At 44.2% G+C, this 15,300-nt stretch carries 12 protein-coding genes; 6 read left to right on the top strand and 6 right to left on the bottom strand.

Translation table 11 applies throughout. The annotated features are described in order from the left end of the window. Window positions 1–61 precede the first annotated feature (61 nt). The 6 genes from ACI882_RS11925 to ACI882_RS11900 all read left to right on the top strand — a co-directional run bounded on the left by ACI882_RS11925 (window position 62) and on the right by ACI882_RS11900 (window position 6,954). The gene (locus ACI882_RS11925) at window positions 62–490 is read left to right on the top strand and encodes a DNA polymerase III subunit chi (RefSeq protein WP_411743995.1); all 429 of its coding nucleotides are present in this window, start codon (window positions 62–64) and stop codon (window positions 488–490) included. Between the two features lie 2 nt (window positions 491–492). Next, window positions 493–1,005: a hypothetical protein gene (locus ACI882_RS11920; protein ID WP_411743996.1), complete on the top strand. Its 513-nt coding sequence runs from the start codon at window positions 493–495 to the stop codon at window positions 1,003–1,005. Between the two features lie 108 nt (window positions 1,006–1,113). Continuing rightward, window positions 1,114–4,005, top strand: a complete 2,892-nt coding sequence (locus tag ACI882_RS11915; protein WP_411746473.1) for a valine--tRNA ligase — start codon at window positions 1,114–1,116, stop codon at window positions 4,003–4,005. A 111-nt stretch (window positions 4,006–4,116) separates the two neighbouring features. Beyond that, a complete protein-coding gene (gene bioA, locus ACI882_RS11910; RefSeq protein ID WP_411746194.1) occupies window positions 4,117–5,406 on the top strand; it encodes an adenosylmethionine--8-amino-7-oxononanoate transaminase in 1,290 nt (429 codons plus the stop codon). A 48-nt stretch (window positions 5,407–5,454) separates the two neighbouring features. Next, a complete protein-coding gene (locus ACI882_RS11905; RefSeq protein ID WP_411746193.1) occupies window positions 5,455–5,709 on the top strand; it encodes an RNA recognition motif domain-containing protein in 255 nt (84 codons plus the stop codon). Between the two features lie 117 nt (window positions 5,710–5,826). Further along, entirely contained in the window at window positions 5,827–6,954 is a 1,128-nt protein-coding gene (locus tag ACI882_RS11900; RefSeq protein WP_411746474.1) for a zinc-binding dehydrogenase, read from the top strand. A gap of 74 nt (window positions 6,955–7,028) precedes the next feature. Here ACI882_RS11900 and ACI882_RS11895 read toward each other — a convergent pair whose 3' ends face one another. The 6 genes from ACI882_RS11895 to ACI882_RS11870 all read right to left on the bottom strand — a co-directional run. Continuing rightward, window positions 7,029–8,594, bottom strand: coding sequence for a phospholipase D family protein (locus tag ACI882_RS11895; protein WP_411746475.1), 1,566 nt, complete (start codon window positions 8,592–8,594; stop codon window positions 7,029–7,031). A gap of 187 nt (window positions 8,595–8,781) precedes the next feature. Continuing rightward, entirely contained in the window at window positions 8,782–10,119 is a 1,338-nt protein-coding gene (locus ACI882_RS11890) for a di-heme oxidoredictase family protein (RefSeq protein WP_411745917.1), read from the bottom strand. Between the two features lie 91 nt (window positions 10,120–10,210). Then, the gene (locus ACI882_RS11885; protein WP_411745916.1) at window positions 10,211–11,746 is read right to left on the bottom strand and encodes an RCC1 domain-containing protein; all 1,536 of its coding nucleotides are present in this window, start codon (window positions 11,744–11,746) and stop codon (window positions 10,211–10,213) included. A gap of 102 nt (window positions 11,747–11,848) precedes the next feature. Then, entirely contained in the window at window positions 11,849–12,694 is an 846-nt protein-coding gene (locus ACI882_RS11880; RefSeq protein WP_411746476.1) for a hypothetical protein, read from the bottom strand. Further along, the gene (locus ACI882_RS11875) at window positions 12,691–13,872 is read right to left on the bottom strand and encodes an alcohol dehydrogenase family protein (RefSeq protein WP_411746141.1); all 1,182 of its coding nucleotides are present in this window, start codon (window positions 13,870–13,872) and stop codon (window positions 12,691–12,693) included. Before ACI882_RS11875 ends, ACI882_RS11880 begins: the two co-directional genes overlap by 4 nt. 285 nt (window positions 13,873–14,157) lie before the next feature. Then, on the bottom strand, window positions 14,158–15,300 hold a 1,143-nt coding region (locus ACI882_RS11870), incomplete at its 5' end, for an AMP-dependent synthetase/ligase (protein ID WP_411748503.1).

Raw genomic sequence — 15,300 nt, 5'->3', positions numbered from 1 at the left:
CAGCTATCTTTAGTATTTTGTGTAAAATTCATTCAAACTCATAAAAGACTCGATTCCACCCATGACCAAGGTAGATTTTCATATATTGCCGGCGTTTCACGAGCGAGACCGACTCAATTACGTCACTCGTTTAATTCGCAAGGCACAATCTCAGTCGCTCGACATACTCATCAGCGTTGAAGACGATGAGCATCGCCAAATGACCAGTGAAGCCATCTGGGCGGCATCTCCCGATTCTTTTATTGCGCATGAGACTATCGGCAGCAATTTTCATCCAGTGCAAATCAGCATTGATGAAGACTGCGGCGAGCATCATCAGGTATTAATAAACCTTCGCAAAGAAACGCCAAGCTTTTTTTCACGCTTTGAACGTGTTTTTGAGGTGGTCAGTCAAGAGACTGAAATTTTAAACGCTTCGCGCGCCCGTTATAGATTTTATAAAGATAGAGGCTATGCTTTAGCCAAACATGATTTAAGGGATAGAGTTTAACCGTGTCAAAGCAGCCGGCGAACCACACGCTTCTAGAAGATTTAGAAGCAATTCAAAAGAGTTTGGATACCATTTCCAAATCTCAGCCAACTATTCCAACCTTGGAAGAAATTGTCGGTCACCGCGCCCCAACAACGGTAAACCCTGCTAATCCATTTTTATCGAGTAAATCTTTGTCTGAATTGATCAATATTCGTAATGAAGCCGAAACCCATTCCGCTGAAGAATTAGCTCGAATAAGGCCCATACGCCCAATTGAAGAAATATTAACCCCTGAAAAACCCAAGCCAACTGCACCCGATCCTGCTGTGATAATCGAGCAAATGGAGCATCGGTTCGAAAGCTGGATTGAAAACGCCGTCAGTGACTACATGACCGTCTTCGAAAGTGAGTTGCGCAACCGCTTACAGCAAGACTTTCGCACACTGGTGAGCCAATGGTACAAAGATAACAACCTCCCTATGCCGCAAGGTTTTGAACGTACCGAAGAACCACCAGAGAAAGATGCTCAATGAGCCTTACCTAGGCCTGAGACTTATGTATAATCAAGCTTATCAACGTTATACCCCAAACATATAACAAAGCCACTTATTCGCTAGCGAGACAGAGAGTACCCCATTCCCATGGAAAAGACGTATCAACCACAGAATATAGAAAGCAAACATTACGACATTTGGGAGAAGAAAGGTTACTTCAAGCCCAATGGCCAAAGTGATGAAACTTACAGCATCATGATTCCACCGCCAAATGTCACCGGTGTCTTGCACATGGGTCACGCCTTCCAGCAAACCATTATGGACGCACTCATCCGCTTTAACCGCATGATGGGTAAAGACACGCTTTGGCAGCCGGGTACAGATCACGCTGGCATTGCAACGCAAATGGTGGTTGAGCGTTTATTAGCCGCAGAAGGCAAAACACGTCACGACTTAGGCCGTGAAACCTTTATTGACCGTGTTTGGGAATGGCAAGAACAATCTGGTGGCACCATTGGCTCACAGATGCGCCGTCTAGGTGACTCGGTTGACTGGTCACGTGAACGTTTCACCATGGACGATGGCATGAGTGAAGCCGTTCGCGAAGTATTTGTTCGTCTGCACGATGACGGCCTTTTGTACCGCGGTAAACGCCTAGTTAATTGGGACCCTAAATTCCATACTGCTATTTCTGACTTAGAAGTAGAAAACAAAGAAGAACAAGGCCACATGTGGCAGTTCCGTTACCCGCTGGCCGATGGCGCTAAAACAGCCGACGGTAAAAACTATTTAGTGGTGGCCACCACTCGCCCTGAAACCATCCTCGGTGACTCTGCCGTTGCAGTTCACCCCGAAGATGCGCGTTACGAGAGCCTAGTAGGTAAGTTTGTTGATTTACCTTTGGTGGGTCGTCGTATTCCGATTGTTGCCGATGACTATGTAGAAATGGACTTCGGAACCGGTTGTGTAAAAATCACTCCGGCGCACGATTTTAACGACTACGAAGTGGGTAAACGCCATCAAGCGCAAGTAATTAACATTTTTGATCAAAGCGCTGCTGTTTTAAAAACCGCTCAAGCCTTTGATTACAGTGGCAAAGCCGATGAAGGTTTTGATGGCAGCTTACCTGAAGGCTATGCCGGCTTAGATCGTTACGATGCGCGTAAAAAGATCATTGCAGAATTTGAACAGCTAGGCCTGCTAGATTCCATTAAAGACCACACCTTGATGGTGCCTCGCGGTGACCGTTCAGGTGCCGTAGTTGAACCTTGGTTAACCGATCAATGGTATGTATCTGCAACCAAATTAGCGGGTCCTGCGGCTGAAGCCGTACGTTCAGGTGAAATTGAGTTTGTACCTAAAATGTTCGAAAACGAATACTTCCGTTGGATGGATAACATTCAAGATTGGTGCATTTCTCGTCAACTTTGGTGGGGGCATCAAATTCCCGCCTGGTATAACGACGAAGGTGAGGTGTTCGTTGGTCGTAATGAAGAAGAAGTTCGTAGCAAATACAATATAGCTGCCAACGTAAACCTACGCCGCGACGAAGACGTACTCGATACTTGGTTCAGCTCTGCTCTATGGACATTCTCAACCTTAGGTTGGCCGAACAACATGGAAGAAGTGATGAAATACCACCCAACAAACGCGTTGGTCACGGGTTTCGACATTATTTTCTTCTGGGTTGCGCGCATGATCATGATGACCATGCATTTCATTAAAGATGAAAACGGCAAACCGCAGGTTCCATTTAAAACTGTATATGTCACGGGTTTGATTCGTGATGAAAACGGTCAAAAAATGTCTAAATCAAAAGGCAATGTATTAGACCCAATTGACTTAATCGACGGTATCGACATTGATTCGCTTGTCAACAAACGTACCAGCGGCATGATGCAACCTAAACTGGCTGAAAAAGTGGCCAAAGGCACGCGTAAGTCATTCCCTGAAGGCTTTGCTGAAAGCGGCAGTGATGCCCTGCGCTTTACCTTAACTTCACTGGCGTCTTTATCACGCGATATTAATTTCGATGTGAAACGCTTAGAAGGTTACCGTAACTTCTGCAATAAAATCTGGAATGCCTCACGTATGGTGATGCAAAACACCTTTGAGCGTATTGAAGACAGCGACGACTTTGGCGCGCCTTTAGATTGCGGCCAAAACGGTGGTGAAGTTGAACTGACTTTGGCTGATCGCTGGATTCGTTCACGACTACAAACCTTAACAGCCGATGTGCATAAGCACTACGTACAATATCGTTTCGATTTAATGAGCCAAGGTTTATACGACTTTATCTGGAATGAATACTGCTCTTGGTACTTAGAGCTTTCTAAGCCGGTATTGTGGAATGAAAACAGCACCGAAGCACAATTGCGCGGTACACGCCAAACACTGGTGCAAGTTTTAGAAACACTCATGCGTTTGCTACACCCTATTATGCCGTTCATCAGCGAAGAAATTTGGCAGAACATTAAAGCTGTTTCCGGTGCAACCGGTGACTCGCTCATGATTCAATCATTCCCTATCGTGGATGAAAGCAAAATAGATACCGCCGCTGAAGCCGATTTAGAATGGGTGAAAGGCGTTATTATGGGCGTGCGTAACATTCGCGGTGAAATGGATATTGCACCTAGTAAAGCCATTCCAATTTTATTGCAAAACGGTACGGCAGAAGACAAACGTCGTTATGAAGAAAACGCAAAATTCTTAACTCAATTAGCCAAGTTAGAAAGCATAACCTGGGTTAATGAAGGTGACGAAGTTCCACACAGTGCAACGGCCTTAGTCGATAAACTGAAAGTATTAGTACCGATGGCTGGCTTAATTAACGTTGAAGCAGAGCTGACCCGTGTCGCCAAAGAAGTCGACAAGGTGAATAAAGAGTTGGCGCGCATTGAAGGCAAACTTAACAATGAAAAGTTCATTGGCAAAGCACCTCAAGACGTAGTCGACAAAGAAAAAGCCAAAGCCGCCGCACTGCAAGATAAACTAACAGACTTAAACGCACAGGCAGAACAACTTAAAGCCCTCGCTTAGGTTTACTTAAAAGCAGTCCATTAAAGGGCATGTTGTTTGTAGTCAGAATTGAGTTTACTCAGTCACTATAAACACCATGCCTTTCTTAATTCTTAGCGTAAAAGGCCCTCTATGACCATCGATCTCGACTTTGATAAAAAGCATCTTTGGCACCCCTATACTTCAACCACGCACCCACTGCCTTGTTACCCAGTAAAAAGCACTCAAGGTGTCAGAATTGAGTTCGAAGATGGTACGCAAGTTATCGATGGTATGGCCTCTTGGTGGTCGGCCATTCATGGCTATAACGTACCTGAAATAAACCAAGCTATTATTGAACAAACCCAAACGATGGCACATGTCATGTTTGGTGGCTTAACCCACGAACCCGCCATTGAATTAGGCAAAAAGCTGGTTGCGCTTACGCCTGAAAAACTTCAGAAAGTGTTCCTAGCCGATTCTGGTTCTATCGCCGTAGAAGTCGCTTTAAAAATGGCCATGCAATATTGGGCAGGTAAAGACCAAACCAGCAAAACAAAAATGGTTACCGTAAATCACGGTTATCATGGTGATACCTTCGGCGCGATGAGCGTGTGCGACCCAGTAAATGGTATGCACTCTTTATTTGAAAATGCATTAGCTGATAATCTTTTTTTAGGCGCTATTCCGCTCGGTTTTGATACACCAATTGATGTTGAGCTCGCGGCTAATTTTGAGCAACAGATAGCACAGCATGCCGATCAACTAGCCGCCTTTATCATTGAGCCTATTATTCAAGGCGCTGGCGGTATGCGTATTTATAACCCGCAATGGCTCAAGCTTATTCGCCAATGGTGTGATAAATACAACTTACTGCTCATTGCCGATGAAATAGCCACGGGCTTTGGCCGTACCGGGAAAATGTTTGCCTGCGAACACGCCAACATAAACCCTGATATTCTTTGCTTAGGTAAGGCTATTTCAGGTGGTTACATGACCTTAGCCGCCACCTTAGCAACAGATGATGTCGCTGAAGGCGTCTGTGCCTCAGAAGCAGGCGTCTTTATGCATGGGCCAACCTTTATGGGCAACCCCCTCGCCTGTGCCACCGCCAATGCGTCTCTAAGTTTATTGATAGAGTCAGATTGGCAAAAACGCATCAACAGTATAGAAAGCCAATTATTAAAAGCCCTAACACCTTTAAAAAGGTTAACATGCGTCGAAGACATTCGCGTAATGGGCGCCATAGGGGTTATGGTCATGAACAACCCTGTCGATGTCGCCTTAACACAAAACTTCTTTATAGAACGTGGCGTTTGGATCAGGCCGTTCGGCAAATTAATCTATATAATGCCCGCTTATGTCATGAGCCAAACAGATTTATCTACGATAACGGACTCCATGATTGCCTTTGCAAACGCAACCGAAGCCGTTAGCCTTTAATCAACTACACTTAAACACTATCCATATTGATAGCGAATTAGGAATACCATGAAAATACTTGTACGCAACTTAGACCGCAAGACAACCAAAGACGAATTAGAAGTTTTGTTCAGAGAACATGGCAAGGTTCAGTCTTGCAACATCGTTGTAGATAAAGAGACTGGCGAATCAAAAGGCTTTGCCTTTGTTGAAATGCCTAAAGCAGGCGAAGCAAAAGCCGCCATTCAGAATTTAAACTATAAGAAAGTGGGCTCTGAGTCTATTCGGGTAAAGCGAGCACAAACGAATACTGAAGCAGAGTAGCCGCCCTATTGTTGTCTTAAAAACAATAGTCATTCGCAATCGCTCCGGTATATAACCCTATTAAACTAGGTAATATGTCACTCATCAAATTGAATTCTTTGCAGGAGCAATAAACCGATGACAGATTCAAATATTCAACTGATTTCAACCGTCAGTGAAGACAGCAAATTAGTCCTATCCCTACAAGATGTAGAAGTGCCTCAACCCGGTGCCGATGAAGTAGTTATTCGCATCGAAGCCGCGCCGCTAAACCCTTCTGACTTAGGCGTCATGTTTGGCGTGGCAGATATGTCAACAGCGACACAAACCGGCACTGAGCACAGCCCCTCTATTACCGCGAATGTTCCAGCTAAAGTAATGCCATCGCTTAAAGCTCGTATGGGCAAAGCAACGCCTGTGGGTAACGAAGGTGCCGGCACCGTGATTGCGGCAGGGTCATCACCCGCGGCACAAGCGCTCATGGGCAAGACTGTTGCTGTCATTGGCGGTGGAACTTTCCGTCAATTCTTGCGTGCAAACGTGCAAAGCTGCCTAGTATTAAAAGAAGGCACAACGGCTAAAGAAGGCGCTTCTTCTTTTGTGAACCCGCTCACTGCATTAGCGATGGTTGAAACCATGCGAGCTGAAGGTCATAAAGCCATCATTCATGCGGCCGCAGCGTCTAACCTTGGGCAAATGTTAAACCGCATTTGTATTGCCGATGGCGTAGATTTAATCAACATTGTTCGTAAACCAGAACAAGAAACCTTGTTACGTGATATGGGCGCAAAATATGTTGTTAATTCAAGCAGCGAGTCGTTCATCGCTGACTTAACGGCTGCGATTGTTGAAACCGGTGCGACCATTGCGTTCGACCCAATTGGTGGTGGCCAATTAACCAGTGATATTCTTAATTGCATGGAAGCAGCCGCTGCTCTTAACATGAAAGAATATAGCGTATACGGCTCAGACACGTTCAAACAGGTTTATATCTATGGCGCACTCAACCGCGGCCCTATTACGTTAAACCGAAACTTTGGTTTTGCCTGGGCAGTCAATGGCTTCTTGTTATTTAACATGCTTGGTAAATTAGGGCCTGAAACGGCCATGAAAATGCGTAAGCGTGTGGCCGATGAAATCACCACAACCTTTGCGAGCCATTACACACATGAAGTGTCATTAGCAGAAGCGTTAAAGCTACAATCAGTAGCCGCCTACTCGAAGCAAGCTACAGGTGAAAAGTACTTAATTACACCGCAAAAATAGTGGATTCTTAACTGTTAAATAAAAGCAGGTACTCTTTAATGGCATCTGCTTTTTTTTTGCCCATTCGTTTTAAATTAATAGTATTCAGCCCCTGGAATCCAGGTTAGAAAATCGGCACCAAAACGTTCCAACCAAGTAGTCAACGGCTCTTCCATCAGCAACACTATCTCGTTTTCCTGCTCAACTCGCCAAGCTACTTCACCTTCATGCAATATTGCCTGCCAACTATTACTTAAAGCCATATTATTTAAAATAGTCTCCGCCAATTGAGTGGCGATCTCAGGGCTTTCGATCACCAAAGCCGTCTCGGTATTAATAAATGCGGAACGAATGTTAAAGTTAAGCGAGCCGATGTAGACAGATTTACGATCAAACACCGCCGTTTTTGCATGAAGTCCAATGAGGTGGTGCTCACAATTTGCTTCAATCACTACCATCTTAGGGCAAGATTTAAAGCTAGGCTTCAGTTCATAAAGTTCCGCGCCCGCCGCCAGTGTATTTTCACGAACCATGGCATAACCCGCATGATTCATCAGTAAATTATTCGACGCCATCGAGTTCGTTAAAACTTTAACTTTTACGCCGCTATGATATAGCTGCTGGAAAATATCAATAGACCTATCATCAAGGACTAAGTAGGCTGATTCTATAAGAACCTCTTCACGACTATTCATAACCAATTCAGCAATTTCTACTGCAACCTCTTTGGGTTTATCATCTGCTAATGGCTCAAAGCCACCGGGCTTATCATAAATAAAATAGGTCGGTGCCCAAATGAGTTGGTTATACAGCTTCCGATAGTATTTTGTTAAGAAGACACTATTCGCTACCTCTCTTGCATCACCAAAACTCAAAATGTAGTTAAAATCACTCTCCACGAGTGCATTGATAAACTCTGCACTCTCAACATCGTTATCCGTTTCATAGAGTTTGGCGACAGGTGTTGACCAAGGGCTATTCCAATAATAATTGAAGCCGTTTGAAACTTGCCGTACGACGGGACCCACACTGAGCACATCCATATCATAGAAATTATAGTGCTCATCAAAAAAGAAGTAAGCATCACCAATATTTCGACCACCGGTAATGGCAACACTGCCATCGAACACGAATGATTTATTATGCATACGTTGATTTAATCGATCAAAATCTTTAGCAAAATTAACCACTCGCGCTAACATTTGTGAACCCTCTATAGGGTTATACACTCGGATATCTATATTTGGGTGATCCGATAAATAAGCCAACTGTTTATGATGTTCTGTAATACTCAAGCCATCGAGTAACACTCTGACCTGTACACCACGATTTGCCGCTTTCACTAATCGCTGTAACAACAGCTTCCCTGTCTTGTCGTCATTCCACAAAAAGTACTGAGCATCGATTCTTTTTTCAGCCGCATCAATTAAATAAAGTCTCTCTATCAACGCTTGATGGCCATCACGTAGCAATAAGTTCCCGGAAAAGTCATCGCCCCTTATTGAAGGCATCGTTCGGGCCAGTAACGTGCCTGCAAAGTGATCAGAAGGTAAAACCTCAAATTGCGTATCACTTCTGAGCACCTGTGATGAACTGCAACCCAGCAATATCAAGGTAATGGATAATATAATTCCAAGTTGTATCGCTGTACTGTGGGCCATAGTTTCTATTCCAAAGTGTGAGTAAAGTGATAATGTGGTGTCAGCTTGAGAACACTACCATACAGACAAAGCAAAATACTCATCTACTAAAAATTAAACGCCCAATAATTCGAAATTAAAGAAGATAACAGCACATACCTACAAGTTAACACCTTGCTTGGTTACAGGCGCTAAACCTTAATCGTCATCAGATACCTCGTAAAAAAATCAATAAGTTTTGCTTTGAGTTTTCATCTAATACTTCAAACGCCCGCCTTGACTCAAGCGCTTCTCCGCCATGCCAAATGACAGCTTGTTCAATAGTTTTCGCTCGACCATCATGGAGAAAACGAGCATGGGGTGAGGCTTCAACTAACCCTAAACTCCACAGTGGGGGTGTTCGCCATTCTGACGGCTCTGCATGACCTTCCTTTACCTGATCACTTAAATCAGAACCTAAATCATGTAATAGTAAGTCGGTATAAGCATAAATGAGTTGGTTTGATAACAACGGATATTTGTCAGATTGTCCGGTAGTCAGTGTTGGATAATGACAATCTGCACAACCTAGCTCATCAAACAACTTGGCGCCTTGATCAAAAGTTTCTTGATCTTCAATTCTGCGTTCTGGTACCGCTAACAGCGATAAAAAATCGTTAATTGCATCCAGTGAATTATCTGATACTTCAGGACTTCCACCACTGGGTTGCTGGGAACAAATGGTTTGTTGAAGCGTACAAGGTTCATCTGGGTTTAAGTTTGTAGTCAGCCCCATATCTTGTTGCATAGCGCCTGCACTTTGATGTCTTAACGAAGGTTGCATCGCCTTCCAACCAAATCGCCCAAGCACTCTTTCACCATCCACTTCGTGCCAATGTGCACGACCAGAAATTCCATCGCCATTGAGATCAAATTCGTCTTCTCGGCTCAGAATGTCGTGTTCAGTGACTAGATCTAGCAATCCGATTCCCGTTAATTGCGGAGACAATCGCGGCCCTAAATGAATCCCCTCTGCTAAAGCAAGTTGATTCGTAACCAATGTAAAGGCTGGTCGACCAGAGCTATCCAATTGCCAACTGACACGGCCTTCACTATTACCTGCTGTTGCAGCCGTCTGCAACTGACCGCCGTAGTACGGGTCTACCTTACCCTTAGAGTCTGCTAATCTAAATAACAAACCAACACCAACCTCACCGTTAGGATTCAAACTGGCGGCTCTTCCCGTTGGTAAATGGCAGGCATCGCAAGATGACGCAATCGCTAATGGCCCCAGACCATCTAACAAAGGTCTTGTACCTGGCGCTGCATCCCAATCTGCTATAAACAATTCACGTCCTTGCGAGGCAATAGTAAGATTTGCTAAATCCAAGGTTGGAATAAATTGTAGAAAAGGATAGTTGGGATCAAAATCTGCCGTTGCAGAGCCCGCAACAGGATGCCAAACCAAACTTTCTTGTTCGGTCAGATTTGTCGTGTCGAGATCGGCTGTGCAACCTGAGAATAAAACAGAAAGTGGAATGGATAATAATAAACTTGTTCTTAACATATTTAAGTTCTAGTATTTTTGATTCGAAAAAAATAGTACCCTTACTTCATAGCCAAATAACTACAAACTAAGGGTTTAAAAGAGTGCAATATTAATCAGCTATCGATAAAAATAACGGCAACCGGTAAGTCCATGCGTTGATCGTACTCTCGCCACCACCAAGTGAGCCTTCAAAACTCCAACCCCATGAAAAGAATTGATTATCCGCGTTTAGCGCTAACGTATGAAGCGCTCCATTACCCAAATCAATTACGTTTTCTAATCCAAAAACGGCGCTGTTTGGTGTTTCGACATTGCCATCCTGTTCAATTCCCAGTGTACCCAGCATATTTTGCCCCCAAGGGTAAACTTTGCCATCGCTACGCTGTACAAAACTTTGATTGCCCTTTGCCCAAACCGCAATGGCATCGTCAAACCATGGCAACAACTTAGGTTCGTATACATAACCTCCCCAGTCTCCAGTTTCATTCATACCCACTTGACTACTGGCATTTAAACCCCAGGCATAAACGGTACCCGAGTGAGTTAAAGCAAGAACATGGCCTTTACCGCTGGCAAGACTAAGAACGGGCTCATTTATCGGGATTTGTGTCGGTATAGAGTGAGCATCCGTGTCTTTAACGCCATTCGCCAATTGTCCGTATTTGTTGCTGCCCCATGCCCAAACACGACCATCTCTATCGAGTGCGAACGAACCAATAGAAGCAGATATTTGGACAATATTACTCAAGCCATTAACAATAATAGGGCTATCGCTACTGTCCGTTGAACCATCACCAAGCTGTCCTGCATTATTATCACCAAAGGCAAGTACAGTTCCGTCCCCTTTTAGCAATAAGGCATGATCCAGTCCTCTGCTAATCGCAACTATATTGGTTACGCCGATAATTTGTTGCGGACTGGTACCATCAATTTCATCGATGAGCCCATCATTCGCGACACCTAAACCAAGCTGGCCATCATCACCAACGCCCCAGCTCCAAACATTGCCATCAACATCTAATGCACTGGACGCGTTTTGATTAAAAGCAAGGGATACAAACTTAGTTTCTTCTCCGCTTAAAGAGGGTGCTGAAATAAGGATAGGTGCCATAGGATGTGGCGCTTCTGCACTTGCAGGATCATCTCTAATGCTGGTAATAAATCCAATTCCGGCTTGACCTTTATTGTTACGGCCCCATGCATAAATGGCTTGATCTTTCAATATGCCTGAATGCGCTCCGCCAGCACTTAAGCGAGCGCCAAAATAAAACGAATCAGAGAATATCGTTTCATTATTTGCTTCATCGATAGCGGTAATCGTATACCTATTTCCGCCCGGTAGCGCATTCATTTCGGCACTAAACTGCTCTCCATCTAACTGTGCAACCACCGATTCTGTTTCATTAGAAACCACAACCGATTTAAGCGGAGAATCATCAACGACCTCACCACGTACAACAACCAACATTGATTGAATACCCATACCGTTTCGTGGGAATACCTGGCTAATTTTAGGTGAAATTGTATCGGGCGCGATCTCGTTTAGAGTCGTACTATTTGATGAGTTTTCTGAAGGACCACAGGCTTGTAGCAAGAAAGCACTAGCTAATATGGACGCGAAATAGATTGCATTTTTTCTTTGCATTGGAATATCACTGGACTAGAATTTCCAAGCAAGATACCCCAAATGATAATCATTCGCAAATATAAATAGTTATCATTGCTATTGTATAAGGTAGGTCAACGATTAGATCGTATAATCAACCACCAGAGGTTCTAACACCAAAGCAATGTAAAATATCCAAATAACCAAGGCCACATGCAATACATCATTCTCTGAAAACCAGATACCTCGTTGCCATAGTTTTTGTGTCCAGCCTAAACGCAAGTACTGATGGAACAGCCACATGGTTAGTATTAATCCAAACCAAGTACCGAGAAGTGCCAAATCTAAAGCGTTACCCGTTAGCCAGAAGCGGCTACCATTTAAACCGATAAAGAAAAAAATAAAGGGTGAGCAAAACAGTACCATGAGCTCAAACGTTATGAATGATTTCACCGGTTTGAATGCCCCCCAGCCAACCACCAAGGTATAAACAACAGAAACCAAAACAGCTAGATACATTGAGAGCGATTGTCCCAGTACCGGCAAGCATGAATAAACCACTGCTATTAACATAACCGATACGCTGACTTGCTGAAAAATCAGGTAGACCACTTCCCACCAGCTGGTCCACACGACTTCTGGCCTACCTGCACATTTAAGCTGATAACCAAAGGCTTGATAACTTGTGCCTGCCAACAACGCACCTACACCCCATAAAATTAACGATATGCCCCACATTATCCGAGATACCTGATTATCATGGGTAACGCAAAAATACAGGCCAAGTAGCGTGGTTAATACACCCAATAAATAGACCCAAAATGTAGAGCTGGGTTGCGTTATCAGTATGCTATTGCCAAAAAACTGATACGTTTTACAAGGCTGTGCGGTGAACCAAGTTTCGTTATTCAAGCTGGCATCGTCATGCTTAATTGAGTGTAAACGCTTCCAAACAGAAACCGATGACTTAGATTGAGAATGCATCATTGTGATTTTTTTAGACCTAAGAATTTATCTTGCTCATTCGTCAACGCAGGCGGTATCAACACGAACTTGCCTACATGTTTTTTCTCGGTAAATTCTTTTTGGGCCTCAACTATATTTTCTAACGGAAAAGTTTTTGCTAATAATGGTCTAATTTCTCCGCGTTCAATGTAGCGAATTAAATTTGGAAATATGGGTTCATCCCAACCAGTGCAACCAATTAAGGTCAAATCTTTTAGGTATAGGTTACGCATATCAAGTGTGACAAGTGGCCCCGCTATTGCACCAGATGAAGCATAACGACCGCCACGCTTTAACACCTCGGTCATTTGACCAAAACTTTCACCCGCTACATTATCAATAACGACATCGATTGATTTTTCGCCTAATTCAGCTACCAAATTTAGCCCGCGCTCAACAATACGATCGGCACCGATCGCTTGTGCTTCCACTTTCTTATCTTTACCAACAATAGCTGTAACCACAGCCCCTCGACACTTGGCTAATTGAACTACGGCCGAACCAACTCCGCCAGAAGCACCTGCCACCAAGACATGATCACCCGCTTTTACATTAGCACGGTGAATCATGTTTTCTGCCGTGCCATAGGCGCAAGGAATGGTACCCAACTCGGCATCGGTCCAATTACAATCTACCGCAAAAACTTCAGAAGCTGGAACCTTAACAAATTGGGCAAAAGCCCCATCAAAATCAGAAGCCATCCAAATATTTTCTGGTGAATCCCAGCCTTGATTACGAATACAGCTGCGAATTAATATTCGCTCATTAATACGCTTAGTATCAACATTTTCACCTACAGCAACGATACGCCCACAACAGTCTGTGCCTTGTATAAAAGGAAACGGCGTCACTTCATTCCAACCACCATCAGACTCATCTGCTGCGCTTTCTTTTTCGCTTTCGTTTTCACTAAGCGCTTCTGTACCTTGCGTTACCTTTGATGAATACCAACCTAAACGAGTGTTAATTTCAGTATTGTTAACACCGGCCGCCAACACCTGAACCAGTACTTCATCAGCGCTAAGGGTAGGGATTGGCACATCTTGGTAGCTAAGCATGTCATAGCCGCCATTAGCCAATGTGACCACCGCTTTCATCGACACCTGTGATTTATCTAATTTGAATCTGTTTTTGTCCCAGGATGGACTTGAACTACTCATAAATGCTCCGAAGATATTATTGGGTTTTGATACAGCTAAAAAAGAGATACAGCCTATAACTCTTGCATGTTCGAATACAAAACGCAAAAATTAATGTCGCTGTCTAACCTAAACTGAGAGCATGTAGATATGATGATAATTCAAAGACTTTTAGCATAAAGGGAAGTTTTGGCAACCGGAGCAGTAAGGTTTTTGGTATCGAAGGTACGATTTTGCGCCACTACTGTTGCCAGTGTAATAATTATTAGAGTCAAAGCTAAAGTTATATCGAGTGAGACCATTCAGCTATAAGACGCTTTGATACAAGCCTTCGATTTCCTGCTGATATTGCTCGGCAATATTTTTACGACGAACTTTCATCGTAGCGGTCACTTCACCATCGTCATGGTCTAACTCTTTCGGTAAAAGATAAAAGGTTTTGATCTGTTCAACCCGCGCCAGTTGCGTATTGGCTTTATCCACTTCGTCGGCGATCATCTCTCGAACTTCGGCTGATTGCGTTAAAGATTTGAACGTGGTGTAACTGATATTATTTTGCTCGGCCCAGGTTGGCACGGCATCTGGATCTATCTGCAACAAAGCCGACACATAAGGGCGTTGATCGGCAATGACGATGCATTCTTTTATAAACGCTGAGGCTTTCAGGGTGTTTTCAATCAAACTGGGCGACAAGTTCTTACCGGCGGCGTTGATCATAATGTCTTTTTTACGGTCGACAATGCTGAATGAACCGTCGGCATGTGCTTGGCCGATGTCGCCGGTATATAGCCAATCAGCTTTGATGGTCTCGGCGGTGGCCTCATCGTTTTTATAATACCCTTTAAAGATAATGCCGCCTTTCACCAGTAGTTCACCGTCTTCAGCGACCTTGCATTCAACGCCGGTACAGGGCCGGCCAACCCGACCTTCGGAGTTCATATGCCAAGGTTGAATGGTGGCGGCTCCGGTGGTTTCTGTCATCCCGAAAATCTCGCAAATACGAATGCCCATGCCACGCATCTGTGACAGTAATGCTGGAGAAATGGGCGCGGCGGCCGTCATAGCAAAGCGACAACGCGCCAAGCCAAGATAGGCGCGAAGGTGTTTGTAGACCAGTGCATTCCAGAACGCGTAAGTGAGCTTTTGCGACACCGACCAATTAATCGGCAGCACTTCGCCAAGGTCTTGAGCGCTCGCCATGGCGCGCAGAATTAACCAACCGCGCAAGCGACCGCTGCGTGAAGCCAGAACACTGATTTCAGCCTGCATCTTTTCCCAAATACGTGGCACACCAAAAAATACATCGGGTGAAATTTCCTGCAGGTCGGTGCGGATAGTTCGTAGGCTTTCGCCGAAGTTAATAACGACCCGATTAATCATTAGGTTCAACGTAGACATAGCCTGCTCTGCAATGTGACACAAGGGCAGATAGCTCAATAAGTTCATACC

This window comes from Reinekea sp., from assembly GCF_046710285.1.
Taxonomy (GTDB): domain Bacteria; phylum Pseudomonadota; class Gammaproteobacteria; order Pseudomonadales; family Natronospirillaceae; genus Reinekea.
This window is presented reverse-complemented; position numbering and strand designations above follow the sequence as displayed.